Annotated in this window: 27 protein-coding genes; 12 read left to right on the forward strand and 15 right to left on the reverse strand. The window is 74.5% G+C overall.

From position 1 onward, the window contains the following. The 3 genes from VGI02_RS15355 to VGI02_RS15365 all read left to right on the forward strand — a co-directional run. On the forward strand, positions 1-667 hold a 667-nt coding region (locus VGI02_RS15355; protein ID WP_527249131.1), incomplete at its 5' end, for an aromatic-ring hydroxylase C-terminal domain-containing protein. A 52-nt stretch (positions 668-719) separates the two neighbouring features. Further along, positions 720-1,619, forward strand: a complete 900-nt coding sequence (locus VGI02_RS15360; protein ID WP_331628291.1) for a dioxygenase family protein — start codon at positions 720-722, stop codon at positions 1,617-1,619. Beyond that, on the forward strand, positions 1,616-2,650 hold the full coding sequence (locus VGI02_RS15365; protein ID WP_331628293.1) for a maleylacetate reductase: 1,035 nt from the start codon (positions 1,616-1,618) through the stop codon (positions 2,648-2,650). Before VGI02_RS15360 ends, VGI02_RS15365 begins: the two co-directional genes overlap by 4 nt. Here the strand turns inward: VGI02_RS15365 and VGI02_RS15370 are convergent. Together VGI02_RS15370 and VGI02_RS15375 are read right to left on the reverse strand one after the other, a co-directional pair. Further along, the gene (locus VGI02_RS15370; protein WP_331628295.1) at positions 2,647-4,026 is read right to left on the reverse strand and encodes an MFS transporter; all 1,380 of its coding nucleotides are present in this window, start codon (positions 4,024-4,026) and stop codon (positions 2,647-2,649) included. The genes VGI02_RS15365 and VGI02_RS15370 overlap by 4 nt on opposite strands. A gap of 109 nt (positions 4,027-4,135) precedes the next feature. Beyond that, on the reverse strand, positions 4,136-4,756 hold the full coding sequence (locus VGI02_RS15375) for a TetR/AcrR family transcriptional regulator (RefSeq protein ID WP_331628297.1): 621 nt from the start codon (positions 4,754-4,756) through the stop codon (positions 4,136-4,138). A 109-nt stretch (positions 4,757-4,865) separates the two neighbouring features. On the opposite strand from VGI02_RS15375, the gene VGI02_RS15380 reads away from it, so the two are divergent. Genes VGI02_RS15380 through VGI02_RS15390 form a run of 3 tightly spaced genes read left to right on the forward strand, consistent with a single transcriptional unit; the run spans position 4,866 to position 8,202 of the window. Next, entirely contained in the window at positions 4,866-5,708 is an 843-nt protein-coding gene (locus VGI02_RS15380) for a MaoC/PaaZ C-terminal domain-containing protein (protein ID WP_331628299.1), read from the forward strand. Next, positions 5,705-6,523 carry an alpha/beta fold hydrolase gene (locus tag VGI02_RS15385; protein WP_331628301.1) on the forward strand — a complete coding sequence of 273 codons (819 nt, stop codon included), beginning with the start codon at positions 5,705-5,707 and terminating at the stop codon, positions 6,521-6,523. Before VGI02_RS15380 ends, VGI02_RS15385 begins: the two co-directional genes overlap by 4 nt. Beyond that, a complete protein-coding gene (locus VGI02_RS15390) occupies positions 6,520-8,202 on the forward strand; it encodes an AMP-binding protein (RefSeq protein WP_331628303.1) in 1,683 nt (560 codons plus the stop codon). Before VGI02_RS15385 ends, VGI02_RS15390 begins: the two co-directional genes overlap by 4 nt. A gap of 22 nt (positions 8,203-8,224) precedes the next feature. Here the strand turns inward: VGI02_RS15390 and VGI02_RS15395 are convergent, their stop codons facing one another. The 4 genes from VGI02_RS15395 to VGI02_RS15410 all read right to left on the reverse strand — a co-directional run bounded on the left by VGI02_RS15395 (position 8,225) and on the right by VGI02_RS15410 (position 13,754). Continuing rightward, a complete protein-coding gene (locus VGI02_RS15395; protein WP_331628305.1) occupies positions 8,225-9,157 on the reverse strand; it encodes a 2Fe-2S iron-sulfur cluster-binding protein in 933 nt (310 codons plus the stop codon). Further along, positions 9,154-10,980, reverse strand: a complete 1,827-nt coding sequence (locus tag VGI02_RS15400) for an NAD(P)H-dependent oxidoreductase subunit E (protein WP_331628307.1) — start codon at positions 10,978-10,980, stop codon at positions 9,154-9,156. Before VGI02_RS15400 ends, VGI02_RS15395 begins: the two co-directional genes overlap by 4 nt. Positions 10,981-10,990: 10 nt before the next feature. Then, positions 10,991-12,979, reverse strand: a complete 1,989-nt coding sequence (locus VGI02_RS15405) for a molybdopterin oxidoreductase family protein (protein WP_331628310.1) — start codon at positions 12,977-12,979, stop codon at positions 10,991-10,993. Positions 12,980-13,082: 103 nt separating this feature from the next. Continuing rightward, on the reverse strand, positions 13,083-13,754 hold the full coding sequence (locus VGI02_RS15410) for a PAS domain-containing protein (RefSeq protein ID WP_331628311.1): 672 nt from the start codon (positions 13,752-13,754) through the stop codon (positions 13,083-13,085). A 127-nt stretch (positions 13,755-13,881) separates the two neighbouring features. On the opposite strand from VGI02_RS15410, the gene VGI02_RS15415 reads away from it, so the two are divergent. Next, the gene (locus tag VGI02_RS15415; protein ID WP_331628312.1) at positions 13,882-14,277 is read left to right on the forward strand and encodes a maleylpyruvate isomerase N-terminal domain-containing protein; all 396 of its coding nucleotides are present in this window, start codon (positions 13,882-13,884) and stop codon (positions 14,275-14,277) included. A gap of 16 nt (positions 14,278-14,293) precedes the next feature. Here VGI02_RS15415 and VGI02_RS15420 read toward each other — a convergent pair whose 3' ends face one another. Next, complete coding sequence (locus VGI02_RS15420) at positions 14,294-15,787, reverse strand: sensor histidine kinase (protein WP_331628313.1); 1,494 nt, start codon at positions 15,785-15,787, stop codon at positions 14,294-14,296. Then, the gene (locus VGI02_RS15425; RefSeq protein ID WP_331628314.1) at positions 15,784-16,473 is read right to left on the reverse strand and encodes a response regulator transcription factor; all 690 of its coding nucleotides are present in this window, start codon (positions 16,471-16,473) and stop codon (positions 15,784-15,786) included. Before VGI02_RS15425 ends, VGI02_RS15420 begins: the two co-directional genes overlap by 4 nt. 186 nt (positions 16,474-16,659) lie before the next feature. Between VGI02_RS15425 and VGI02_RS15430 the strand changes: the two genes are divergently transcribed. Continuing rightward, entirely contained in the window at positions 16,660-17,319 is a 660-nt protein-coding gene (locus VGI02_RS15430; protein WP_331628315.1) for a hypothetical protein, read from the forward strand. Between the two features lie 131 nt (positions 17,320-17,450). On the opposite strand, the gene VGI02_RS15435 is transcribed toward VGI02_RS15430, so the two are convergent. Then, positions 17,451-17,864, reverse strand: coding sequence for an SRPBCC family protein (locus tag VGI02_RS15435; RefSeq protein WP_331628316.1), 414 nt, complete (start codon positions 17,862-17,864; stop codon positions 17,451-17,453). A 187-nt stretch (positions 17,865-18,051) separates the two neighbouring features. Between VGI02_RS15435 and VGI02_RS15440 the strand changes: the two genes are divergently transcribed. Together VGI02_RS15440 and VGI02_RS15445 are read left to right on the forward strand one after the other, a co-directional pair. Beyond that, complete coding sequence (locus VGI02_RS15440; RefSeq protein WP_331628317.1) at positions 18,052-19,005, forward strand: FAD-dependent oxidoreductase; 954 nt, start codon at positions 18,052-18,054, stop codon at positions 19,003-19,005. A gap of 140 nt (positions 19,006-19,145) precedes the next feature. Further along, positions 19,146-20,033, forward strand: coding sequence for an oxidoreductase (locus tag VGI02_RS15445; RefSeq protein ID WP_331628318.1), 888 nt, complete (start codon positions 19,146-19,148; stop codon positions 20,031-20,033). Between the two features lie 22 nt (positions 20,034-20,055). On the opposite strand, the gene VGI02_RS15450 is transcribed toward VGI02_RS15445, so the two are convergent. From VGI02_RS15450 to VGI02_RS15465, 4 genes are all read right to left on the reverse strand, one after another. After that, a complete protein-coding gene (locus VGI02_RS15450; protein ID WP_331628320.1) occupies positions 20,056-20,763 on the reverse strand; it encodes a GAF and ANTAR domain-containing protein in 708 nt (235 codons plus the stop codon). A 68-nt stretch (positions 20,764-20,831) separates the two neighbouring features. Next, positions 20,832-21,365 carry a hypothetical protein gene (locus tag VGI02_RS15455; RefSeq protein ID WP_331628321.1) on the reverse strand — a complete coding sequence of 178 codons (534 nt, stop codon included), beginning with the start codon at positions 21,363-21,365 and terminating at the stop codon, positions 20,832-20,834. 59 nt (positions 21,366-21,424) lie between these two features. Continuing rightward, entirely contained in the window at positions 21,425-22,153 is a 729-nt protein-coding gene (locus VGI02_RS15460) for a protein-L-isoaspartate(D-aspartate) O-methyltransferase (protein WP_331628322.1), read from the reverse strand. 41 nt (positions 22,154-22,194) lie between these two features. After that, the gene (locus VGI02_RS15465; protein ID WP_331628323.1) at positions 22,195-22,485 is read right to left on the reverse strand and encodes a hypothetical protein; all 291 of its coding nucleotides are present in this window, start codon (positions 22,483-22,485) and stop codon (positions 22,195-22,197) included. A 167-nt stretch (positions 22,486-22,652) separates the two neighbouring features. On the opposite strand from VGI02_RS15465, the gene VGI02_RS15470 reads away from it, so the two are divergent. After that, positions 22,653-22,868, forward strand: coding sequence for a CsbD family protein (locus tag VGI02_RS15470; protein ID WP_331628324.1), 216 nt, complete (start codon positions 22,653-22,655; stop codon positions 22,866-22,868). Continuing rightward, complete coding sequence (locus tag VGI02_RS15475) at positions 22,865-24,316, forward strand: alpha,alpha-trehalose-phosphate synthase (UDP-forming) (RefSeq protein WP_331628325.1); 1,452 nt, start codon at positions 22,865-22,867, stop codon at positions 24,314-24,316. The genes VGI02_RS15470 and VGI02_RS15475 overlap by 4 nt, the downstream gene beginning before the upstream one ends. 14 nt (positions 24,317-24,330) lie before the next feature. Here VGI02_RS15475 and VGI02_RS15480 read toward each other — a convergent pair whose 3' ends face one another. Together VGI02_RS15480 and VGI02_RS15485 are read right to left on the reverse strand one after the other, a co-directional pair. Continuing rightward, positions 24,331-25,557, reverse strand: a complete 1,227-nt coding sequence (locus VGI02_RS15480; RefSeq protein WP_331628327.1) for a glycoside hydrolase family 1 protein — start codon at positions 25,555-25,557, stop codon at positions 24,331-24,333. Positions 25,558-25,643: 86 nt separating this feature from the next. Next, positions 25,644-26,012: a hypothetical protein gene (locus VGI02_RS15485; protein WP_331628329.1), complete on the reverse strand. Its 369-nt coding sequence runs from the start codon at positions 26,010-26,012 to the stop codon at positions 25,644-25,646. Between the last annotated feature and the right edge of the window lie 93 nt (positions 26,013-26,105).

Below are 26,105 nucleotides of genomic sequence, written 5' to 3' on the forward strand. Positions count from 1 at the left end.
TCAGGTCGTCGATCGCGCGAACCAGTCGATCGGCGAGACGGGTCGCATCTTCGATGCGCTCGGCGTGAGCGGGACCGACGACCCGGTCGCGATGCGCGCGAACATGGACGCCCGCAAGGACACCGGCGCCGACGCGGAGAAACAGCGGCGGGCGCTGCGCGAGGCGGTCCGGTTCAAGGCCTACGAGTTCGACGCGCACGGCGTCGAGCTCAATCACCGGTACGTCTCGGGCGCGGTCGTGCCCGACGACCTGGCCGCCGACCCGCTCGCCGCCGCCGAGGACCCGGAACTGCACCACGTCCCGTCGACGACGCCCGGGGCGCGGGTGCCGCACGCGTGGCTGGGGGTCGCCCGCCGGGAGGCCTCGACGATCCAGCTGGCCGGGCACGGCCGGTTCACGCTGTTCACCGGGCCGGGCGGCGAGGCGTGGGGCGCCGCGCCCGACGTCGCGTCCGGGCTCGTCGTGCTCGTCGTCGTGGGCCCGGGCCGCGAGGTCGAGGACCCCTACGGCGACTGGGCGGCGCTGCTCGCCGCCGAGGGCATCGGCGACACCGGCGCGGTGCTCGTGCGCCCGGACCACCACGTGGCCGCGCGGTTCGCCGCGCTGCCGAACGACCCCACCACCACCCTGACCACCACGCTCGACCGAGCGCTGTCGCGCATGTGAGCGGTATTGGACGTCCCAGCGTCCGATGCCGCTCACATGGGCCGGAGGCCCCATGGACTTCAGTGAGAACGATTCCGTCGACGCCGTGCTCGCGAGCTTCGCGGACACCCCCGACCCGCGGCTGCGGGAGGTGATGGACGGCCTCGTGCGCCACCTGCACGGCTTCCTGCGCGATGTGCGCCCGAGCCTGCACGAGTGGGAGCAGGCGATCGACTTCCTCACCGCGATCGGGCAGCGCTCCGACGAGCACCGCCAGGAGTTCATCCTGTTCTCCGACGTCATGGGTGCCTCGATGCTCGTGGAGACCATGGAGGCCACCCGTCAGGCCGGCGGGGCGAGCGGAGCGACGGGGGAGAGGGTCGACGCGACCGCCTCGACGGTGCTCGGGCCGTTCCACGTCGTCACGAGCCCGGAGCGCGCGCTCGGGGACACCATCGACTCGGTCGGCACCGGCGAGCCGTGCCTGATCGAAGGGTCGGTGCGGGCGCCGGACGGCACGACGGTCCCGGGCGCCCGGATCGATGTCTGGCAGGCCGACGAACAGGGCTCCTACGACGTCGAGTCCGAGGGTCGCCAGCCGATCGGCAACGGGCGCGGGCTGTTCACCGCCGACGACGACGGCCGATTCTGGTTTCGCAGCATCGTCCCGGCGCACTACCCGATCCCCACCGACGGCCCGGTCGGCGCCCTGCTGCGCGCCACGAAGCGCCACCCGTACCGGCCGGCGCACGTGCACTTCATCGTCGAGGCGCCCGGCTACGTGCCGGTCACCACCCACGTGTTCGTCGAGGGCAGCCCGTACCTCGACTCGGACGCGGTGTTCGCGGTGAAGCAGTCGCTGGTGCGTGACTTCGCGGCGGTCGACGACGCCGACGCGGCGGCCCGCCACGGCCTGCCGAACCCGTTCCGGCGGGCGCACTTCGACATCGTGCTGGCGCCGGAGGCCTCGTGAGGTTCACCGAGCTCCCGCGCCCGTCGCGTGTGGTCTTCGGGCCCGGGCGCTTCGCCGAGGTCGGCGACGAGGTGGCCCGGCTCGACCGGCACCGGGTCGTCGTCGTGACCACGCCGGGGCGCAAGGCTCTGGGGGAGCGGGCGGCCGACGCCCTGGGCGACCGGTGCGCCGCGATCCACGCGGAGGCGGTCGAGCACGTGCCGGGCGAGGTGGCCGACGCGGGCGTCGCGCGGGCCCGTGAGCTCGGGGCCGACGGGTGCGTGGCGGTCGGCGGCGGGTCGGCGGTCGGGCTCGGGAAGGCGATCGCCCGGGACACCGGGGTTCCGCTGGTCGCCGTGCCCACCACCTACTCCGGTTCGGAGATGACCCCGGTGTGGGGCCGGACCGAGGCCGGGGTGAAGACGACGGGCCGCGACGAGCGGGTGCGCCCCGCCGTCGTCGTGTACGACCCGGAGCTGACGACGTCGTTGCCGGTCGCCACCTCGGTGACGAGCGCGGTCAATGCCCTCGCCCACGCCGTCGAGGCGCTGTGGGCGCCGGACGCGACGCCGGTGACGCGGCTCGAGGCGGCCGAGTCCGCCCGCGCGATCATCGACGCGCTGCCGCGGGTGGCCGCGGCGCCGGAGGATCTCGACGCGCGGGCCGACCTGCTCTACGGCGCGTGGCTCGCCGGGGCGGGCCTCGCGGTGACCACGATGGGCCTGCACCACCGCCTCGCCCATGTGCTCGGCGGCGGGCTCGACCTGCCCCACGCGGGCACCCACACCGTGCTGCTACCGCACGTCATGGCGTACACGCTGCCTGCGGCACCCGAGGCGTCGGCGGCGCTGGCGCGGGCCTTCGGCGGCGACCCGGTGGAGGTGCTCTCCGACCTGCTCGCGACACTCGGGGCACCCATCACGTTGGGCGGGCTGGGCGCGGACGCCTCGCAGTTCGACACCCTCGCCGAGCGCGCCGTCACCCCGCCGCCGACGCACCCGCGGGTCCCGACGGCGGACGAGGTGCACGCGCTGTTCGACGCCGCCCTCTAGGGCGCCACCCGCTGCGCCCCGGCCCGGGCCGTCCCCTCCTGCCGCGCCTCGTCCTCGGAGGTCTCGTAGAGGTCGCGGCGGTAGCGCTCGCGGATGGTCACCACCGAGACGAACGTGATGACCGCGGTCGCGACGATGTACAGCGCGACCGACCAGGAGGCTCCGGTCGCGGCGAGCAGTGCGGTCATGATGAACGGCGCGAGCCCGCCCGCGAGCACCGAGGCGACCTGGTACCCGAGCGACGCCCCGGAGAAGCGCACGTCGGCCGGGAACATCTCGGCGTAGAGCGTGGCCTGCGGCCCGTACATCGTCGCGTGGATGGTGAACGCGACGAGCAGGGCGATCAGGACCAGCGGCACCGACCCGGTGTCGATCAGCCAGAACATCGGGAACGCGAACACCGCCATCGCCACCGTGCCGATGAGGTAGAGCTTCTTGCGCGAGCCCATGCGGTCGGTGAGGGCGCCGAAGAAGGGCATCGTCACCACCTGGGACAGCCCGGCGATCATCACGCAGATCAGCACCGACGTCTTCGACATCCCGACCTCGGTGGTCGCGTACAGGAGGATCCCCGAGATCAGGATGTAGAAGACCGCGTTGACGACGAAGAACGCGCCCGCGGCCTGCACGATCGCCCGCCCGTGGTGGCGGATCGCCTGGACGACCGGGGCCTTGCGGATGCCCGCCTCGCGGGCGGCGGCCGCGGAGCGCTCCCGCAGCTCGAGGAACACCGGCGTGTCCTCGATCTTGAGCTGGACCCAGATGCCGATGCCGACGAGCAGCACACCGGTGAGGAAGGGGACGCGCCAGCCCCAGCTGTCGAACGCCTCCGGGGACATCGTCGCGGTGAGGACCAGGAAGAACAGGTTCCCCGCGACGGCGCCCGCGACGGCGCCGGTCTGCACGAGGCTGCCGTAGTACCCCCGCCGCTCGACCGGGGCGTGCTCGACGAGCAGCAGCGCCGCGCCACCCCACTGCGCGCCGACGCCGAGACCCTGCACCAGGCGGGCGACGACGAGCAGCACCGGCGCCCACACCCCGATGCTCGCGTACGGGGGGAGGACGCCGACCGCGAACGTCGCGAGGCCCATGACGAGCATCGCGACCACGAGCGGGGGCTTGCGCCCGAAGCGGTCACCGACGTGCCCGGCGATCACACCGCCGATCGGCCGCGCGACGAACCCGACCGCGAAGGTCGCGAACGACGCGAGTGTCCCGGCGACCGGATCGGCCGTGGGGAAGAACTGGTGGCTCAGCACGAGCGCGGCGGCCGTGGCGTAGATGAGGAAGTCGAACCACTCGAGCGTCGTCGCGAACACCGCGGCGGCGGCGAGCCGGCGCATCTTCGCGGGAGCGACGTCGGTCCCCTCGGTCATGTCGGGTGCACCTCCGGAGCCGCGCGGCCCGGGGAAGGGCGACGCTGAGTACGAACGATCGTTCGTACGTTAAAGACGTGACACGTGCCATGGCAAGCCCCGAGCGCCCTCAGTGCGGGAGGGCGGTCTCCAGCAGGGCGAGTGCGTAGCGGGCCTGCTGCTCGGCGAGCTGGCCCCGCGAGAGCCTGCCGTCCGGGCGGTACCAGCCGGCGACGGCGCCGAGGCCGGTCAGGACGGCACGGGCGGCGTCGGCGGGGAACGGCGTGCGGAACTCGCCGGAGGTCACGCCCTGCGCCACGATCTCCTCGAAGATCGCCTGCGTCGCGTCGCGGCCGGCGACGAGCCGCTCGCGGTCCGGGCCGGTCAGGTAGCGCACCTCGTTGGTCGACACCACCATCGCGACCTGGTGCTCGACGAGGAAGCGCACGTAGGCGCGGACGGCCTCGCGCATCCGCGGAGCGGCGTCGTCCCCGGCGTCGGCCACCGCGGCGTGCAGCCGGGTCGCGAGCTCGTCGTTCGCGTGGCGCAGCACCTCCGCGAGCAGTGCCGACTTCGAACCGAAGTAGTTGTAGAGGTTCGACAGGCTCGTGCCCGCGCCCCGGGCCACGTCGCGCATCGAGGCACCGTTGAAGCCCTTGGTGCCGAACGCGTCGAGGGCGGCGTTGAGGATCGCGGCCTCGTTGCCCCGGCCGGTGTCGGCGACGAGCGTGGCCGTCGAACGGGCGTTCATGGCACTCAGGCTAGCGGTCTGGCTGTCCGTTGACGGTGCGACGCAGCCATGATTGCGTAGAACACGAACGATCGTTCGTGTAGACGACCCGGGAGGCCTCGGACCCGCGATGACCACTGTGCAGCGACCGGAGGAGCAGCAGGGGGCGGTGGACCCGGCGAGGGGCCGCCTCTTCGAGGACTTCGTCGTGGGCGAGCGGTTCACCAGCGCACCGCGCACGGTCACCGCCGACGACCTCGCCGCGTTCACCCGGCTCTCCGGCGACGACCACCCGCTGCACACCGGCCCGGGGGCGATCCTGCAGGGCCCGTTCGGGGTCGCGGTCGCGATGGGCCTCCTGCAGTCGCTCGGCCTCCACGGCGCGGGGGTCCAGGGCCTGCTGGACACCCACTGGTCCTACCGGGCCCCGCTCCGCGTCGGCGACACCGTCCGGCTCGAGCTGACGATCGTCGGGTGCCGGCGCACCCGGGGCGGTGGGCGCGGGATCGTCACCCGGCACATGCGCCTCGTCGACGACGACGGCGTCGTGTGCCAGGAGGGGACGACCGCCGCGCTGGTCACCGCCCGGGGCGAGGGCCCCGACCCGGTGGGGCGCGCGTTCGGCACTGTCGTCTGGGGCCGGGCGGTCGTCGAGACGCTTCCTCCGGCGTTCGGCGGGACGCTCGAGACCTGGGACGGCACCGTCGGCCTGCGCTGCGGTGACGACGAGGTGCACCTGCGGGTCTATCGCGGTGCGGTCATCGACGTCAGCCCGCGCGCACCGCACGGGGCCACCTTCACACTGGCCGCGGACGAGGTCACCTGGCTCGAGCTCGTCGAGGGTCCGGACAACCCGTTCATGCGCCTCGCGATGACCGGTCGCTTCACCGTGACCGGCGACGGCTACGAGTACCTCCGCCTCACCGCCGCCCTGGTCCAGCTCGCCGACGCCGCCCGGGAGGTCGCCCGATGAACGCCGACTACCTCCCCGTCGCGGGCTCCCTCGCCTTCGTCGAGCGCCACGGCGCTCCGGACGCCCCGCCGGTGCTGTGCCTTCACACCGCCGGGCAGAGTGGCGTGCAGTGGCGCCACGTCGCGCCCGGGCTCGCCGCCGCCGGACACCACGTGATCGTCCCCGACCTGCCCGGTCACGGCCGCTCCGAGCCCGCACCGGACGGCCCGGTCGACGACCTCGGTACCTACGCCGCGTGGTGCCTCGCGCTCGCCGACGTGCTCGGCGTGGACCGGTTCGCCGTGGTCGGGTGCTCGATCGGCGGCAAGGTCGCGCTCGACCTGGCGGTGCGCACCCCGAGCCGGCTCGACGGCGTCGTCGCGATGGCGGCCGACGCGTGGACCGGCGGGCGGCCCTCGGTGCGCGGCCTGCGCCGGGAGCTCGTCGACGTCGCCGCCCCGAGCCGCTCCGATCGCACCGAGCTGGGCACCCACGCCGTTCTCGGCCGCGCGGTCGACCCGGACCGCGCACGCCTCATCGCGACGATGCACCGTCGTGAGGACCCCGTGGTGTCCAACTCCGACCTCGTCGGCTGGGCGACCCACGACCTGCGCGAGGGGCTCGACCGGATCACCTGCCCGGTGCACCTCGTGGTGGGGGCCGACGACCTGTGGCTCGACGCGGCACGCGTGCGGTGGGTGGCCTCGCGGATCCCCGGCGCACGGTGCACCGTGCTGGACGGGGTGGGCCACTACCCGATGGAAGAGCTGGGCGGGTTCGCGACGACGCTCGACGGCTGGCTGCGCGAGCTCGCCGCCGGATCGGAGGCGGCATGAGCGTCGACACCAGCGCCACCCGCGCTCCGCGGCACGTGTCGGCGCACCCCGGCTCGGGGCCGCTCCCGGTCGACCTGCCAGACCTCGTCGGCCGCCTCGCCCGCCGCGACCCGGACGCCCTGCTGGTCCGCGAGCGCACCGCCGACGGTGCCCTCGTCACCACCACGCGCGGCGAGCTCTGGGCGCGCGTCCGGGGTCTCGCGGAGGAGCTGCGCGAGCACGGCGTCGGGCCGGGCGACGCGATCGCGGTGTGGATGCCGAACTGGAGCGACGCGCTCGTCTGGCAGTGCGCGGCCGCCGCACGCGAGGCCCTCGTCGTCGGGATCAACACCCGCTACGGCGTCGAGGAGGCCGGGCACGTGCTGGCCCGTGCGCGGCCGGTCCTGGTCGCGCTCGCCCACGACTTCCACGGACTGGATCTCGTCGGGCGGTTGCGCGCGGCGGCGACGGGCTCCGGCGTCGTCCCGCAGGTCGTGCTCGTGCCCGGCCCGGGCCGACCGGCCCCGGACGACCCGACCGTGGCCGACGTCGGCGGCGGGGCCTGGACGCCCCGGCGCGCCGACGGGCCGGAGCCGGCGCCCTCGGACCCGGGACGGCTCGCGGTCGCGTTCACCACCTCCGGCTCGACCGGGCTCCCCAAGCTGGCCGCCCACTCCGGTCGCGGGGTGCTCGCCCACGCCGTCGCCGACGCCGCCGCACTCGGGCTCTCCGAGGGCGACGTCGTGCTCTGCGCGCTGCCGCTCTCCGGGGTGTTCGGCTACAACGCGGCGACCGCGGGCCTCGCCGCCGGCGCCACGCTGCTGCTGGAGCCGGTGTTCGACGCCGACGTGGTCCTGGACGACATGGCGGCGTGCGGAGTGACCCACGTGGGCGCCGGGGACGACCTGGCGCTGCGTCTGGCTCAGGCGTGGCGGACCCGACCGCGGGACCTGTCGGCGTGGCGATGGTGGGGCGTCGCGGACTTCCAGGGCCGCTCACGCGAGCTGGCCGCGTGGCTCACCGAGGCGGTCGGCACGGCCGTGACCGGGGTCTACGGGTCCTCGGAGGTCTTCGCGCTCACCGCCGCCTGGCCGGCCGACGAGCCCGCGCCCGGCCGGCTCGCCGGGGGCGGGCGGGTGGTGCACCCGGGGATCGAGGTGCGGGTGGCCGACCCCGGGAGCGGTGAGATCCTCGCGTACGGCGCCGAGGGGGAGCTGGAGTTCCGCGGGCCGAACGTGGTGGACGCCTATCTCGGGTCCGAGCCGGACGTGTTCACCGCCGACGGCTGGTTCCGCTCCGGCGACCTCGGGGTGCTCGTCGACGAGGGTGTCTTCGTCTACGTGTGCCGGATGGGCGACGCGCTGCGCCTGCGCGGGTTCCTCGTCGACCCCGCCGAGATCGAGGTCCGGCTCGGGGCCCATCCGGCGGTGCACACCGCGAAGGTCGTCGGGGTGTCCGCCGACGACGGGGCGACGGTCGCGGTCGGGTTCGTGACCCTGGTCGAAGGCGGGGACGACCCCGGGGACCTGCGCGCCTGGTGCCGCGAGGGGCTCGCGGCGTTCAAGGTCCCCGCGGCGGTGCACGTGCTCGACGAGATGCCGACGACGTCGGGGACGAACGGCACCAAGATCAAGGCGGCGGAGCTGCGGGAGGTGGCCTCCGGCCTCGTGAGCGCTGAAGGCGGCCATAGCGACGGTTAGTGCTCACATGGGCGGAGCCCACCTACACGTTCTGCACGTGCTGGAACCCGAACCGGCCCTTGATGCACAGGTGTCCGTGGGTGACCGAGTGGTCCTGCGGCGAGGTCACGTTGACGATCGTGTTGTCCTGGACGTGCAGCTCCAACGTGCAGCCGACCCCGCAGAACGAGCAGATCGTGCTCGTGACGGTCTCGTCCTCCGGGTGCCACTCGCCGGCCTCACGCAGGTCGTGCTCGGCCACCGACTTCAGCGCCCCCGTGGGGCAGACCCCGATGCAGTTCCCGCAGTACACGCACGCCGAGTCCGGCAGCGGGACCGCGAACTCCGTCGAGATCGTCGCGTCGAACCCGCGCCCGGCCACCGCGATCGCGAACGTGTTCTGCGCGTCCGTGCCGCAGGCCTCGACGCACTTGTAGCAGAGGATGCAGCGTCCGTAGTCGCGCACGTAGAGGTCGTTGTCGACGGTGACCGGCTGCTCGAGGGTCGCGCGGGTCTCGCCGTCGGGCTCGGCGTGGTGCCCGGCGTGGCGGTTGCCGCGCTCGCCCGCCGCGGCGGGCGGTCCGGGCGGCCCGTAGCGCTCCGGGTCGGAGCCGTACTCGACCGACCAGCGGGCCACGTCGTCGCCGGCCTGCGACATGTCGTTGGCCGACTCGAGCAGTTCCAGCACCATGCGCCTGCTGTGCGCGACCCGCTCGGTGTCGGTGCGCACCACCATCCCGTCCTCCACGCGGCGCGCGCAGCTCGGCACCAGGGGACGGGACCCCTCCACCTCCACGACGCACACCCGGCAGGCGTTGACCGGGGTGAGGTTCGGCGCCTGGCACAGGCGCGGGGTGTCGCACCCGGCCCCGTCGAGCACGTCCATGATCGTCCCGCCCTCGGGGACGCGGTGCTCGACGTCGTCGACGGTCACGGAGACCAGCCGCCGGATGGTGCCGAGGTCCACGGTGGTCACGACGGTTCCCCCACGAGTCCGAGTTGCAGTGCCGAGCGCACGGCCGACGCCGCGGTCTGGCCGAGTCCGCAGATCGACGCGTCGGTCATGACGCGGTCGACGTCGGTGAGCAGTTGCAGTTCCGTCGTACGCCCGCCGATCTCGCGGCCGCGCACGATCCGCGCGAGCGCCTCCTCCTGGCGGACCGTCCCGACGCGGCAGGGCACGCACTGCCCGCAGGACTCGTCGCGGAAGAACCCGGCGATGCGGCGCAGGATCTTCGCCATGTCGATGGTGTCGTCCAGGCACAGGACGACCCCGGAGCCGAGCGTCGCCCCGATGTCGCGGGTGTCCTCCAGCGTCAGCGGCACGTCGAGCTGGTCGGGCATGACGAACGTGCCCGCCGCGCCGCCGAGCAGGATCGTCCGCAGCCGGTCGGGCACGCCACCCGCGAGGTCGAGCAGCTCGCGCAGCGTCGTGCCCATGCCGACCTCGTAGACACCGGGCCGAGCCACCACCCCGCACAGGCAGAACAGCTTCGTCCCGGTCGAGCGGCCCGAGCCCACCGAGGCGAACGCCGGTCCGCCCTCGGTGACGATGCGCAGCACGTTGATCAGAGTCTCGACGTTGTTGATCACCGTGGGCTTCCCGAACAGGCCCGCGACCGTCGGGAACGGCGGCTTCGCCCGGGGCTCGCCGCGGCGGCCCTCGAGCGAGTTCATCAGCGCGGTCTCCTCGCCGCAGATGTACGCCCCCGCCCCGCGGCGGACGTCGATGTCGAACACCCGCCCGGAGCCCATGACGTCGTCACCGAGGAGCCGGTGGTGTCGGGCCGCGTCGACGGCGTGGCGGATCGCCCGCTCGGCGGCGGGGTACTCGCCACGGATGTAGAGGTAGCCGGTGTGCGCCCCGACGGCGATCCCGGCGACGGTCATGGCCTCGACCAGCGCGAACGGGTCAGCCTCCATGAGCACGCGGTCCTTGAAGGTGCCCGGCTCGGACTCGTCGGCGTTGCAGACGAGGTACTTGTCCGGTTCGGGCGACCCGGCGACGGCGGACCACTTGGTGCCCGTCGGGAACGCGGCCCCGCCACGGCCGGTGAGCGACGCGACGGTGATCTCGTCGACCACCCGGGCGGGCCCGACGGTCAGCGCCCGCCGCAGCCCGGCATAGCCGCCCGCGGCGCGGTACGAGTCGAGGTCGGCCGGGTCGATGACGCCGATGCGGGAGAGCAGGTACAGCTCCTGCGGACGGGTCCCGTTGGTGCGGCCGGCGCCCGCTCCGGTCTGCGGGGCGGCGGCGACCGGGTCGGGGCCCGGGACGTCGGCGCCGCCGAGCGCGGCGAGGACCCCGTCGACGTCGGCGGGCGCGATCTGGGCGTGGGCGGGGGCCTCGGTGTCGGCGTCGGGGTCCGCCTGCTGCAGGAACACCGCGGGCGCCCGCTCGCACATCCCGAGGCACGGGCTGCGGGTCCAGGTCACGTCCTCGCGCTCGCCCGCCGCGCCCAGGCGCTCCTCCATCGCGGCGCACAGGGCGTCCCCGCCGAAGGCGGCGCAAGCGACGTCGTCGCACACGTGCGCGATGCGCGGAGCGCGCGGCGTGACCGAGAACAGCGCGTAGAAGGTGGCCACTCCGTAGGCCTCGGCCGGCGGGACCTGCAGCCGCTCGCAGACGTGGCCGAGCGCGCCGCGGCTGATCCAGCCGACCGCGTCCATCACCGCGTGGAAGGCGGGGAGCAGCAGGTCCCGGCGTTCGCCCGTCGATCCGAGGTCGTGGGGGACCACGGCGTCGATCGCGGTCCGCTCGGCGTCGGTGGGCGCGTCGGGGAGCAGCCTCAGGTCCACAGAACCCCTCTCATGATCCGGCCACTGGAACCCGTGTGTCAGAAAAGTCCCGTTGCTGACGTTCAGCGTCCGCAACGAGACTTTCCTGGCGCTCCGGGAGCTTCTCGATGCGGATTGCCGTCGCCTTGAACTCCGACGTGCCCGACTTCGGGTCCCACGCCTCGTTGGTGATCAGGTTGATGTCGACCTGCTCGGAGAAGTGCGGCGTGATGAACGCGAGCCCGGGCCGGGCGGCCTGGTCGAAGCGGATCGGGGCCTCCACGGCGCCGCGGCGCGACACCAGCCGCACCCGCTCGCCCTCGTCGACGCCGATCGCCCGCGCGTCGGCCGGGTCGATGCACAGCGCCTCGTCGCGGCGCAGCGGCGAGGAGTACCCACCGGTCTGCACCCCCGAGTTGTAGGAGTCGAGGGTGCGCACCGTGGTCAGGCGCAGCGGGAACTCGGCGGTGAGCACGTCGAGCGGCCCGGCGTGCTCGACCCCGGCGAAGGGGGCAGGTGCGCCCCGCGCGGCGGGATCGCGCTCCCAGAGCCGGGTGTGCATGGTCGGCGTGCCGGGGTGCTCCCCACCGTCCGGGCCGACCGCCGGGCAGGGCCATTGCAGTCCGCCGAGCTCGGTGAGCCGGGCGTAGGACATCCCGGCGTGCCAGTTCAGCGAGACCGATCGCAGCTCGTCCCACACCTGCTCGGCGGTGGGGCGGCCCCAGTCGTGCCCGAGCTTCGTCGCGAGGTCGCACAGGATGTGCGTGTCGGGCCGAGCGACCCCCGGCGGGTCGATGGCCTTGCGGACCCGCTGGACCCGTCGCTCGGAGGAGGTGACGGTGCCCTCGTACTCGCACCAGTCCGCGCAGCTCGGCAGCACCACGTCGGCCAGCTCCGCGGTCGCGGTGCGGAAGATGTCCTGGACGACGAGGTGGTCGAGCCCGGTGAGGAGCTTCCGGGCGTGGGCCACGTCGGCCTCGGACTCCGCCGGATTCTCCCCGACGCAGTAGACCGCGCGGATCTCCCCGCGCTCCATCGACTCGAACATCTGCGAGAGGTGCAGGCCCGGGTGCGGCGGGATGGGAGCGCCCCACACCCGCTCGAAGCGGGCGCGCTCGGCGTCGTTCTCCACGTCGTAGCCGCCGGGCAGCTTGTTGGGGATGGACCCCATGTCGCCGCCGCCCTGCACGTTGTTCTGACCGCGCAGGGGGACCAGGCCGGAGCCCCACCGCCCGACGTGCCCGGTGAGCAGCGCGAGGTCGATCAGGGCGCGGACGTTGTCGACGGCGTTGTGGTGCTCGGTGATCCCGAGCGTCCAGCACAGCTGGGCGCGGTCGGCGGTCGCGTAGGCCAGGGCGGTCTCCCGGATCAGCCCCTTGTCGACCCCCGTGACCTCCTGCGCCCGGTCGAGGGTCCACGGCTCGACGGCCGCGACGTACTCGTCGAACCCGGTCGTCGCGCGCTCGATGAAGGCCCGGTTCTCGAGGCCCTCGTCGAGGATCGTGCGCCCCATGGCGTGGGCGAGCGCGATGTCGGTCCCGACGTCGAGGGGCAGGTGTCCCCGTGCCCAGCGGGCGGTCGAGGTGCGCCGCGGGTCGACGACGTACAGCTCGGCGCCGTTCTTGAGCCCGGTGAGGACGTGGTGGAAGTAGATCGGGTGGGTGTCGCGCGCGTTCGAACCCCAGAGGAGGACGAGGTCGGTGTCCTCGACCTCCTGATAGGCGCTGGTGCCACCACCGGCGCCGAACACTGCCGTCAGACCGACGACGCTGGGAGCGTGTCAAGTGCGGTTGCAGGAGTCCACGTTGTTGGACCCCATCACCACCCGGGAGAATTTCTGGGCGGTGTAATTCATCTCGTTGGTGGCCTTGGAGCAGGAGAACATCCCGTAGGCCTCGCCCGGCACCCCGCGGAAGCCCGCGGCGGCGCGATCGAGGGCCTCGTCCCAGCTCGCGGGGCGGAGCTCGCCGTGCTCCCGCACCAGGGGTTCGGTGAGTCGGACGTGTCGCGGGGCGCGCATGGGATTCGACCTCCGGCCGGGTTACTGCGGGCGTGCTCCTCATCACGCTAAACGGCGTGGAGATCAAGTGCGAGCCGGGTCACAGGGTGGCGGGGCGCCCGGTTCACTCCTCCGGAACGGCGATCCCCGCGAGGAGCCCGGCGAGGCCCCGGGTGTCCGGATCGAGGCTCACCGCGATCACCCGCTCGGCCACGACGATGAGGGGCTCCGCGGCGGTGTTCGCGAGGTGGGCGAGCAGGGCGGCACCGGCGTCGGGGGTCAGTTCCATCGGTTCGGCGAGGGCCTCGACGGCGCGCGCGATGTGACGGTCGTGCTCGACGGCGGACCACGACGACCAGCCCGGCGGGGGCGGCCCGTCGCGCGGGCCGCCGCGGGGGAGTGGCGCCGTCGGGGTGCCGCCGGAGGCGTTCGCCGCGGACTCGGCGGGCATGTGGGACGGCGTCGTGGTGGCCAGGTGCACCACGTAGCCGCGCAGGAGCAGGCCCGGGGGCCAGCGCTCGTCGTGGTCGGCCGGGTGCCCGACGGCGACCACCTGGTGGATCGTCCCGTCGACCGACACGAGGCGATGCCGGCAGGTGTAGGCCAATTGGTGGGCAACCGCGTCCGCCATGATGTGCTCGACGTGCGCCCGGTCGTCGGGGTGCTTGTGCGCCACGACGAGTGCACGGCTCGGCCGGACCTCCCCGGGGGCGTACCCGAGCAGGCGGAACATGGCGTCGTTCCAGACCCAGCGATCCGAGCTGGGGTGCCACGAGTACTCGCCGATCCTGTCCATCCCACCCCCGACGGTCACGGTCCGGATGTCCCGGAGGGTGATGAGGTACCCCGCGATCGGGGGACTCCATCCCTCGGTCGTGGACCGAATTCAGATGACTGCCGGTGACGCCCCTAGAGTCGGCGCCGTGCCGAGCACCGTCGACCTGCTCCCACCCGCCGCCTGTCTGGAGCACCTGGAGTCCGCGACGTCGCGGTTCTCGACGGCCCTGGCCGGGGGCGACCTCGCCGCGCCCGTGACGTCGTGCGGGGACTGGCGGCTGCTCGACCTCACCCACCACCTCGGCGGGATACACCGCTGGGCGCGGGTGGCCGTGATCGAGGGACATCCGAACGGCACGCCGGACGACCCGCCGGTCGACCGCGCGGGGCTCGTCGCGTGGTTCGAGGAGGGCGCGGCCGCCGTGCTGGCGACGCTGCGCGAGGCCGGGCCCGCCGCCCCGTGCTGGTCGTTCGGCCCGAAACCGCGGACGACGGCGTTCTACCGGGCCCGCTGTCCGCCTAGTGGGCCTCCGGCCTCGTGAGCACTTTCGGGGGCTATCACCCCCGAAAGTGCTCACGAGCGCGAAGCGCACATATCTCCACCACGAGATCCGAACCGTCCGCGGCCGCGCGGTAGGTCACCTGACCCCCGTGCGCACGGACCAGTGCCCGCGCGATCGCGAGCCCGAGCCCCGCCCCGCCCGAGTCGCGCGCCCGGGCCTCGTCGAGCCGCACGAGCCGATCGAAGATCCGCTCGCGGTCCTGCTCGGCGACCGGTTCGCCGTCGTTGTGCACCACCAGCTCCCCCTCCGCGACGGTCACCCGCACCGCCCCACCGGGCCGCACGTGCCGGCGCGCGTTGTCGAGCAGGTTGACCAGCACCCGGCGCAGCTTCTGCTCGTCGCCGGCCACGACGACCGGTCCCGGCGCGTCCACGGTGACGTCCAGGCCCGGGTCGAGCAGGCGGAGCCGCCCGACCTGGTCGGTGGCCAGCGCCGTCAGATCGACGGGACGGCGCTCGAGGTCCTCGCCCCCCTCGATGCGGGCGAGGTCGAGCATGTCGGTGACCAGCGACGACGCCCGGGAGGTCTCCCGCACCAGCGCGATCGCCAGCTCCTCACGGGTCTCGCGGTCGTCGTCGGAGTCGCGCACGAGGGTCTCCGCGAGCGTCTGCATCCCGGCCAACGGGGTGCGCAGTTCGTGGGCGGCGTCGGAGAGGAACCGCCGGGTGGTGGTCTCGGAGCGTCGGGCCTCCTGCTCGGCCGCGCGGGCCGCCTCGGCGGCGTCGAGCGCGTCGCGCGCCGAGGTCTCGGACCGCTGCTGGGCGGCGTCGAGCGCGTCGAGCATCTCGTCGAACGCGGCGGCGGTGCGCCCGATCTCGGTGTTCGTCGTGGTCGGGCGCAGCCGGCGTCCGCGGTCCCCGGTGGTGATCGCCCTCGCCACCCGGGTCATCGCGTCCAGCGGGCGCAGTGCGGCCGAGACCCCGGTGAACAGCACCAGCGCCGAGATCGCGAGCCCGACCAGGCCGACCCCGACCATCACCCCCCGCAGCAGGTGGACCACCGAGTCGATCTCCCCGGGGTCCGCGAAGAGCCGCACGACGCTGCCGTCGGCGAGCGGCTTGGTCACGGCCGAGGGCGGCCCGCCGCGCGGCCCCGGCCGACCGGGGCCGTCACCGTCGCCCGGGGGTCCGGGGGTCCGGGGCATCCGCGGCGCTCCGGGCCCGCGCGGGTCCGGCAGGCCCTGCAGCACGGCCCCGGTGGCGGCGACGCGCACCGCGCGGACCCCCTGCCCGTCGAGCAGGGCCACCATCTGATCGGGCGGCACCTGCTGGGCGACCAGGGTGTCCGCCCGCGCCGCCCGCTCGGTGAGCCGGGACTGCTGGTCGCGGTCGAGCGCCGTGCTGAGCACGAGGTCGACGACCAGTCCGGCGACGAGCAGCGTCACCGCGACGACGGCGACGACGGTCGCGGTCACCCGCCAGCGCAGCGAGAGCGTCGGGACGATCCGGTCCCCCGCCCGGCGGCGCACCAGGGCCACGAGCGACCTCACGCGTCCTCCTCGGCGGGGCGCAGCGTGTAGCCGAGGCCGCGGCTGGTGTGCACGATCCGTGGCCCGTGCACCTCGAGCTTCCGGCGCAGCGCCGAGAGGTGGACCTCGACGAGGTTCGGGTCGTACGCGTCGTAGCCCCACACCTGGGTCAGGATCTGGTTCTTGCTCACGAGTCGCCCACGCTGCTCGGCGAGGTAGCGCAGCAGCCGCAGTTCGGTGGCGGTCAGCTTGAGCGGCGACCCGGCCCGCGTCGCGACCCCCGCCTCCTCGTCGATCATCAGGTCCCCGACGACGAGGGCGCTCGGCGTCCGGCCGCGGCGGCGCAGCACCGCCCGCACGCGGCTGGTGAGCTCCTCGAGCAGGAACGGCTTGACCACGTAGTCGTCCGCGCCGGAGTCCAGGCCCCGCAGCCGGTCGTCGAGGGCGTCGCGCGCGGTGACCATGACGATGCCCGCGTCGGACCGGTCCCGGACGACATCGAGGAGGAGGAACCCGTCCCGTCCCGGCAGCATGACGTCCAGCACGACCAGGTCGGGGCGGAAGCCGTCGAGGGTCTCCTCCAGCGCCGCGCCGTCGGGCAGGCCCTGCGCGGAGTACCCGGAGCGGTCGAGGGTGCGCACGATCGACTCGCGCATCGTCGTCTCGTCCTCGACGACGAGCACCCGCGGCCCGTGACCCCTGCTCATCGAGGTCCATCAGACCAGGCCGCCCTGAACCGCGCCTGAAGCCGCCGGTGCCCCGGTCCCTGAAGCATGACTGAGGAAGCCGTCCGACGCGGCGAGCCTCAGGGACGCTTCAGGTCCGCGGGCCACCGTCGGTGCCGTGCCCGGACGACCGGGCGCCGCACACGAGACGAGATCGGAAGGACCGCGATGAGCGAGTACGACCCGCCCACCACCCCGTCCACGCCCACATCGGAGCCCGCGGCGACCCAGGTGTCCGGCCACGGAGGGTCCGGCCCCGGAGAGTCCGGCTCGCGGTGGTCGCGGTTCCGGGGCGCGGCGGCGTCCCGGCGTCCGCAGGGCGGGACGGGGACGATCCTGGTCGGGGTCGGCGGCTTCGTGCTCGGCCTGGTGGTCGCGGGGATCGTCCTGCTCGCGACCCCGCTGGGCGGTGGTCCGGGCGGGCACGGCCACGGGCCCGATCGCGTGGCGGCACAGGGGCCTGACGGCGGGCCGGGTGGCCCGGGGCAGGGCGGCAACGGTCAAGGCGGTCCGGGGCAGGGCCCCGGCGGGCAGGGCGACGGTCCCGGCCGCGGCGGGCCCGGGCACGGCGGGCCCGGCCGAGGGGGTCCCGACGGCGCCCAGGGTCGCGGCGCTGCCGGTGCCGGCGGTCCGGTGATCCAGGTGCAGCCGGGCGGCACGGTGATCGTCCAGCCGGGCGCGACGGTGCAGCAGCAGTCCGCTCCGGGCGCTCAGGTCCCCGCTGTCCCGGCCCCGGCGGCTCCCGCGGTTCCGGCTCCGGCGGCTCCGGCGCCCGTCGTTCCGGCCCCGGCCGCCCCCGCCGCACCGGCTCCGGCGCCCACCGGCTGAGCCCCGGCCGGCTCCCGCCCGATGCGCGATCTCGTCGGGAGCGGGCCGATGAGTGGGTGGCGCCGTGCGCTCGTCGGGTGACGGGAATGGGCCATTGCTGTCACGGGGGCCGAGCGAGCCCGTGGGGACCGTCAGCCCTCGCAGAGCCCGCGCAGCGTCTCGAGGTCCCCCGCGACGGTCGCCGCGTCCGCCGCGGCCTCCTCGTCGCTCATGTCCCGCTGACGCACGGTGAACACCACCTCCGCGCCGACGGCGTGGGGGAGGACCCGCATCGGGTTGAGCACGTCGGTCCCGTCGGGCATGCGGACGGTGTGGTCGAGCACGCCGAGGTCGTTGGGCCCGGCGAAGCGCACCGTCACCTCGCCGAACGGGGACGACGCGAGCCACGAGCCGTCGCCGACCGGGGTCACCGTCGCCGTCGCGAGCCCGGACGCCCAGTGCACCAGGTTCCGCGGGTCGGCGGCGTAGTCGTAGACCTCCCGCCACGGCCGCGCGACCAGCCGCGACACGTGCCGGGTCCCACCGTCGGTCAGCTCCGCCGTCACATCCGCGAATCCTGCCAGGAGCCGGCGAGCGCCGTGCCCCGGTGCTCCGACGGCGCGCGGCGCGGACGAGGGGCACACCAGGCAGCAATCCGGGCCGCCGAACCTGCGTCCAGAGCTCGTGATCATGGAGGCGGAGCGAGGGGAACGACGCAGCACCGAGGACCCGTGGCGCGCGAGGATCACGCCCATGACGACGTCACGCGCAACGGTGGTCGGGGCCGGGATCGTCGGGCTCGCGGCAGCCTCCCGGCTGCTCGACCGGGGCTGGGAGGTCACCGTCCTCGCTGACCGGTCCACCGCCGAGTCGACCTCCCACCTCGCCGCCGCCGTCTGGTTCCCCACGCGCGCCGCCCCCCGCGACCGCGTCCTGGCCTGGGGCGCCACGACCTTCCGCGAGCTCGCGGACCAGGCCCGCCGCGAGGTGCCCGGGGTCGTCATGCGGGAGAGCCTCGCGCTGTACCGCGAGGACCCGGGGGAGCCGTGGTGGTCCGCGGCGGTCGAGGATCTGCGCCCGGCCCGACGCGATGAGCTCCCGGGCTGCTACTCCCACGGGCTGCGCTTCACCGTGCCGCTCGTCGAGATGCCGGTGCACCTGCCCTGGCTGGCCGAGCACGTCGCGGGCCGGGGGGCGCGGTTCGTGACGAGGCGCCTGGACACCCTCGACGACGCCGTCGGCCCCACCCACCCCGCCGACCTCGTCGTCGCCGCCCCCGGCCTGGGCGCACGCGAGCTCGTCCCGGACGACACGGTGACCCCGGTCCGCGGCCAGATCGTGCGCGTCGCCAACCCCGGCCTGACGCGCTCGGTCCGCGACGAGGCGCACCCCGGCGGGCGTGCGTACGTCCACCCGCGCGCCCATGACGTCATCCTGGGCGGGACCCTCGAGGAGGGCGTCTGGGACGCGACCCCCGATCCCGCCACCGCCGAGGCGATCGTGGCGCGCTGCACCGACCTCGTCCCGGAGATCGCGGACGCGGACGTGCTGGACACCGTCGCCGGGCTGCGGCCCGCCCGCCCGACCGTCCGCCTGGAGCGCGCGGCCCTCGCCGACGGGACACCGGTGATCCACGACTACGGGCACGGCGGTTCCGGGGTCACCCTCGCCTGGGGCTGCGCCGACGAGGTCGCCGAGCTGGCATGAGCCGTGAATGCGGCTGCCCCTCGCCGCCCCGGCGCGCAGCCTGGGTCCGGCGATCCCAGGATGAAGGGTCCGCTCGTCGGGCACCCGGGCCGGGCGCAGAGTGGACGCGTACCCGATCTCCGACGATCCGGAAGGCGATCATGACCTCCCTCCCCACGCACGACCTGCCCGGCGGCACCGGCCGCCTCGGCGACCTCGAGGTCACCCGCGTCGGCTACGGCGCGATGCAGCTCGCAGGACCCGGTGTGTTCGGCCCGCCGAAGGACCGCGACGAGGCGATCCGGGTGCTGCGCACCGTCGTCGACCTCGGCATCAACCACATCGACACGTCGGACTTCTACGGTCCGCACGTCACGAACGAGGTGATCCGTGAGGCGCTCGCGCCCTACCCGGAGGGCCTGCACCTGGTGACGAAGGTCGGCGCCCGCCGTGACGACCAGGGTGGCTGGCCCCCGGCCCTGAGCCCCGACGAGCTCCGCAGCGCCGTGCACGACAACCTGCGCCGCCTCGGGCTGGAGGCCCTCGACGTCGTCAACCTGCGCCTCGAGGCCGACCACGAGACCCACCTGGGGCCGATGGCCCAGCCCGTGGCCGAGCGCTTCGGCGCGCTCGCCGAGCTCCGGGAACAGGGCCTGATCCGCCACCTCGGGATCAGCACCGCGTCGGCCGAGCAGATCGCCGAGGCGCAGACGGTGGCCCCGGTGGTGTGCGTGCAGAACGCATACAACCTCGCCCACCGCGAGGACGACGCGCTCGTCGACTCCCTCGCCGCGCAGGACATCGCCTACGTGCCCTACTTCCCCCTGGGTGGGTTCTCGCCGTTGCATTCGCAGACCCTCGACGACGTCGCGGAACGGCTCGGCGCGAGCCGGATGGCGGTGGCGCTCGCCTGGCTGCTGCACCGCTCGCCGAACATCCTCTTGATCCCCGGCACCTCGTCGGTGGACCACCTGAAGGAGAACGTGACGGGGGCCGGGCTCGAGCTGCCCGCCGACGCGCTCGCCGAGCTGGACGGCATCGGGCGCTGACCGGGACGCCGGGCCCGCCCGCTCAGTCGGGTGCGCCCGTCCCCCTCGCCTGGGCGACGAGCCAGTGGGCGACGTCGACGAGCTTGAGGTTCGTGGCCTGCGAGGCCTGGACCAGCATCGTGAAGGCGCCCTCGTCGTCGACACCGTCGCGCTGGATGAGGATTCCCTTGGCCTGGCCGATCACGTCGCGGGAGCCCACCGCGCGGGCGAGGCCGGCGATGCGCCTCGCTCCGTAGAGCGCCACGGTGACCTGCGCCGCGAGCGCCCCGGCGACTGCCCGGCCGTGCGGGTCCAGGGCGGCGGGGCTGTAGATCGTCAGGACGCCGAGGACCCCGTCGTGGGCGCGCAGGGCCAGCGAGAGGGTGCTGGTGACGCCGTGGCCGGCGGCGGCGTCGGCGAACCGGGGCCACCGCGGGTCGGCGGCGAGATCGGGGACGTCGACGGTCTCGCCCCGGGCCGCGGCCTCGACGGCCGGGCCCTCACCGAGGGAGGCCTGGATCGCGTCGAGCTCGTCGGCGACCGGGTCGCCGGTGGCTCGGACGTCGAGGTCGCCACGGGCCGTGAGCGCGACGCCCACGTGACCGGCCCCGCGGACGACCGCTCCGACGGTGCGGGACGCGGAGCGCAGCGTCCGCTCCACGGCGACGTCCTCATCGGCACCCATGGAGCCGGTCAGGTCACAGGCACCGAGCAGCAGCGCCTCGCCGATCCGCGCCACGTCGTCACCCACCTCGGCGGCCCCCCGGGATCCGGTCCTACTGGGACGCCCGCCTCGCTGGTGAAACAGACCGCGACACTCTATGACACGGGCGGGGCGGACCGGGACGAACCACCCCCTCCGGCCCCGCCGGGTCCCTCCAGCGCGGCGAACGCGCGGGCGAGACGCTGCTGTTGCTCGGCCGTCGGGATCAGCGGAGGCCGATCGACGACGGGGACGACCTGGTCGACGTCGCACGGCTCGAGGCCGTGCGCCGCGAGCAGTTCCTCGTCGACGCGGATGGGGACGCGCGCGCGGTAGGAGAGGGTCAGCGCGTCGACCAGCGGGGTCTCGCGGCCCGGCGCGGGCGGCGTGGCGGGATCCTCGCCGGGCACGACCGGCGCGACCAACGCGCGCAGGTCCCCGACGGTGTCTCCGACGAGGCGGATGGTCATCTCACGCTCCCGCGACGGTCCACCGAGCCACGGGTCGAGCACGCGGGCGAGGCCGGGCGCTCCTCCCGCGGGCAGCGGCACGGCCATCAGCTGCGGGACGTCCCGGTCGTCGCTGAGCACCGCACAGGGCTCGTCGAAGAGGACGCGGCGGGCCACGGCGACGAGTCGCACGACGGGCATGGCCGTCCCTCCGCTCGGTCGGGCGCCGTGGGCCGATCCTCGCACGGGCCCGCGGGCGCTCAGCGTGCCCGCGCACCCCGCAGGGCCACGAAGCGCACCGGGCCGAGCTCCTCGGTGCGGCCACCGCGACGGCGCACCAGGACGCCGTCGCGGTCGGCTCCGACCGGGGCGACCAGCACCCCGCCCGGGGCGAGCTGGGAGAGCAGGGCCGGGGGCGGCTGCGGCGCCATCGCGGTCACCGCCACGGCGTCGAACGGCGCCCGGTCCGGCGCCCCGAGCGCCCCGTCGGCGTGGCGGACCTCGACGGCGGCGAACCCGGTGTCCGCCAGCGCGCGCTGCGCCGAGCACGCGAGATCCGCGTCGTACTCGAGCGTCACGACGTCGGCCGCGCAGCACGCGAGCACAGCGGCCGCATAGCCGGATCCGGTCCCGATCTCGAGGACCCGCTCGCTGCCCGTGAGCTCGAGCGCCTCGGTCATCCGCGCCACGATCGACGGGGCCGAGATGGTCGCGCCCGCGTGGAGCGGGAGCGGTCGGTCCTCGTAGGCCACCTCATCGAACCCGTCGGCCACGAAGCGCTCACGGGGGACCACGTCCATGGCGGTGAGCACACGGGGATCGCGGACGCCGGCCTCGCGCAGCGCCTCGACCATCCGGTGCCGCCGCGTCGCGGCGGGCTCGGGCGACTCCACGGCGGCGGCCCACGGACCGTCGTCGCCCTCGACGCCGTCGTCGCCCTCACGATCGGGCGGGCGCTCGACACGATCGCGCGGGCGCTCGACCGGCATCGATGGACCTTCCCGGTCGAGTGCCCGCCACATCCGGCGGATCACGCGCCCGAGCGCCCCTCCCGGCGGGCCTCGGCGCCGGTCTCGCCCGCGTAGCCCTCGTCGAGGCCCGCGGCACGACCCACGAACACGTCGGTGTCGGCCGTGCCGGTCACCGATCCGGAGTCACCGCTGTGCTCGGTGTGCCCGCCGCCCGCGGGTCGGCTGCCGGCGACCGCCGGGTCGTGGCCGACGTCGCGTTCCGAGGGTTGGGCGGCCTCGGGCCGCCCGGGAGACCCGTCGTCGCCGCGGAGGCGGCGCACGAGGCGGGTCAGCGTGTCGGCGAGCCCCACGGTGGTGCTCCTCTCGTCGTGGACCCCAGGGGGTGGAACTCGGGGATAGCCCGTCGGCAGGCCGGTGAACCGTCGCCAGACGGACGTGTCCACCCCGGACGGCCCCGGGTAGTCGCAGCCCGCCGTCGTCGAACGACGGCGAGACGACGAGGAAGGAGCCATCTCCGATGGCCGAGAACACCCGTTCCGACGACACCGCTCTCGAGGACCTCAAGGGCCGGGCCAAGGAGGCCGTGGGTGCCGTGACCGGCGCCGACTCCGTCGCTCGTGAGGGTCAGGCCCAGCAGGGCAAGGCCGGCGCCGAGGACGAGGCCCGCCGCAAGGAGGAGGAGGCCAAGCAGGCCCGCGACAAGGCCGAGCGCAAGGCCGCGCAGGAGAAGTGAGCACCGCCGACCTCGTCGTCGTCGCCAACCGGCTCCCCGTGGACCTGGTGACTGGCGACGACGGCGTCGGCCGGTGGCAGGCGGCCCCCGGCGGCCTCGTCAGTGCCCTCGCGCCCGCGCTGCGAAGGAGGGGTGGGGCCTGGGTCGGCTGGCCGGGGGTGCCCGACGCCGCGCCCGAACCGTTCGCCGACCCCGATGTCGGCGACGACGTCACGCTGTTCCCGGTGACGCTCGACGCCGACGAGATCGACGCGCACTACGAGGGCGTCGCCAACGCCATGCTCTGGCCGCTGTACCACGACCTCATCGCCACGCCGGTCTACGACCGCGGCTGGTGGGAGGTCCACCGTCGGGTGAACGCCCGGTTCGCGGACGCGGCCGCCGAGGTCGCGGCCCCGGGCGCCACGGTGTGGGTGCAGGACTACCAGCTCCAGCTCGTCCCTCGGATGCTGCGCGAGCGACGCCCCGACCTGCGTATCGGCTTCTTCCTGCACATCCCGTTCCCGCCGGTGGAGCTGTTCGCTCAACTGCCGTGGCGCACCGAGGTCGTGGAGGGTCTGCTCGGCGCCGACCTGGTCGGGTTCCACACCCCCGGGGGCGCCCGCAACTTCCGGTGGCTGGCGCAGTGGCTCTGCGGCGCGGACGTCGACGACTCCCCGATCGGGCTCCGCGAAGCACCAGGCGAGGTCCGGCTCGGCGGCCGGACGACCCGCGTGGGGGCGTTCCCGATCTCGGTGGACAGCGCCGCGCTGGCCGACCGCGGCGCGGACCCGGCGACGGCCGAGCGCGCCGAGGAGCTCCGTGCCGGGCTCGGAGACCCCGAGACCCTGCTGCTCGGCGTCGACCGGCTCGACTACACCAAGGGCATCCAGGCCCGCCTGGAGGCCTACGGCGAGCTGTTGGCCGACGGACGGCTCGACCCGGCCTCGACGGTGCTGGTGCAGGTCGCGACGCCGAGCCGCGAGCGGGTCGACGCCTATCAGCGGACCCGCGACGAGGTGGAGCGGACCATCGGGCGCCTCAACGGCGACCACGCCGACCTGGGCCGACCCGTCGTGCACTATCTCCATCGCCCGCTGCCGCCCGAGGAGCTGGCGCCGCTCTACCTCGCCGCGGACGTCATGCTCGTGACGCCGCTGCGCGACGGCATGAATCTGGTCGCCAAGGAGTACCTCGCCACCCGCCCGGACGACACCGGGGCACTGGTGCTCTCCGAGTTCACCGGGGCCGCCGAGGAGCTCACCGAGGCGTGGACGGTCAACCCGCACGACGTCGACGGGGTGTCCTCCGCCATCGCCGACGCCGCGGCGGCGACCGGTTCCGACGAGGGCCGTGCCCGGATGTCGGCGCTGCGCGCCCAGGTACGCGATCACGACGTCGCCCGCTGGGCCGACGCGTTCCTCGAGGCGCTCGGCGGGCAGGCCGACGAGGATCGCGCGCGACGCTGAGCGGGAGCCTCAGGTCACCGGGACGCGGCCTCGCGGAGCGCCGCGAGGTCACCGGACCGCGCGACCTCGCCGAACAGGTGCGCGCTGCGGCGGGGTTCCCGGCGGTACCCGTCGGCGCGGTCGATCCCGACGAGGCCGAAGGTCGGCGCGTACCCGCGGGCCCACTCGAAGTTGTCGAACGAGGACCAGTAGAGGTAGCCGCGGACGTCGACACCGTCGGCCATCGCCCGCTCCAGTTCGGTGAGGTGGCGCTCGAGGTAGCGCACGCGCTGCGCGTCGTCGGCGGTCGCGATCCCGTTCTCGGTGACGACGACGGGCAGCCCGGCCTCCGCGATCCGCCGCAGCATCGCCCCGAACCCGGCCGGATGCACCTCCCAGCCCATGAGCGTCGTCTCGGCGCCCTCGGGCGGCGGCGCGGTGTCCAGCCCACCGCCGGAGGCGTCCATCCGGGTGCGCGTGTAGTACTGCAGCCCGACCCAGTCCCCGACGTCGCCGCCCGCTCGCAGGTCCTCGATGTGGTGGTCGACCATCACCGCCCGGGCCATCCCGGCGGCGCCCTCGTCGGCCCCGTCGCCCGGACGCAGCGCCTCGACGTAGGGCAGGTGCAGGCAGGTCCCGATCCTCGGCGTGCCGCTGACGGCGCGGACCGCCGCGACCGCGGTCCGGTGGGCCCGGGCGAGGGTCGCGTTGCACGCGACGGCCTCGCCGACGTCGTGGTGGCCGGGCGGGAACTCGCCGTTGAGGTAGCAGCCGAGCGCGACGATCTGCGGCTCGTTGACGGTGCAGACGTAGGGCATGCGGTCGCCGAGCGCCGTCGTCACCCGCTCGACGTAGCGCCCGAAGAGCTCCAGTGCGTCGTCGGCGAGCCAGCCGCCCCGCGCGGCGAACCACCGCGGCAGCGTGAAGTGGTGCAGTGTCACGAACGCGGTGAGCCCGTGGGCGGCGAGGCTGTCGAGCACGCGGGCGTAGTGGTCCAGCGCGGCCCGGGAGAACTCGCCCGGTGCCGGCTCGATGCGCGACCACTCCAGCGAGAGCCGGTGCGCGTTCTGGCCCAACGAGGCGAGCAGCGCGAAGTCGTCGTCGTAGCGGTTCAGGTGGTCGATCGCGTCGCCGGAGGACTCGACGGCGGGGGAGCCCGGGTCGTGCTCCCAGTCCCACCAGTCGTTGTTGTGGTTACCGCCCTCGACCTGGTGCGCCGCCGTGGCGCTGCCCCAGAGGAAGCCGGTCGGGAAGCTCGGCATCGCGCTCCTCTCCCACGCCCGCCCGGAACCGGTCGGGCCGATCATGATCCTGCCGTCGGGGGGTGGCGGGCGCCAGGCAGTGGCGACTACCGGACGGGACGCAGGTGACGGTGCGCGCGATGCTTCGCCTCGCGTGAGCCGCGCCCGTCCTCGTGCCCGACGGCGGGGAGGACCGGGCTCGTCGGCCGCTCGCGACCGGGGGCGTCGCGGCGCCGCAGGATGGCGTCGGAGAGCTGGGCGGCGAGCCGGGGGACGTCGGCACCCGAGGTCCCGCTCGCGACCTCGACCGCGCCCGCGAGGGCGTCGGTGAGGCGGGCGAGCTCGTCGAGCAGCTCGCTGCTCCACTCCTCCCGCCGCGCCGGATCGGCGAGCAGGTGGCGTCCGGAGCGCTCGAGTTCGCGGAGGGCATCGGTTGCTGCGCGGGCCTGGGCGACGGCCGGGTCGTCGAACGTCACGACGGTGATCCTCACCCATCGCCGCCGGGGTCCGCACCTCGGGGTCGTGTGGCACGACGTGCCATCGTGTCGTGCCGAGACCGTGATCGGTGC

The organism is Actinomycetospora sp., from assembly GCF_036497245.1.
Classification (GTDB): domain Bacteria; phylum Actinomycetota; class Actinomycetes; order Mycobacteriales; family Pseudonocardiaceae; genus Actinomycetospora.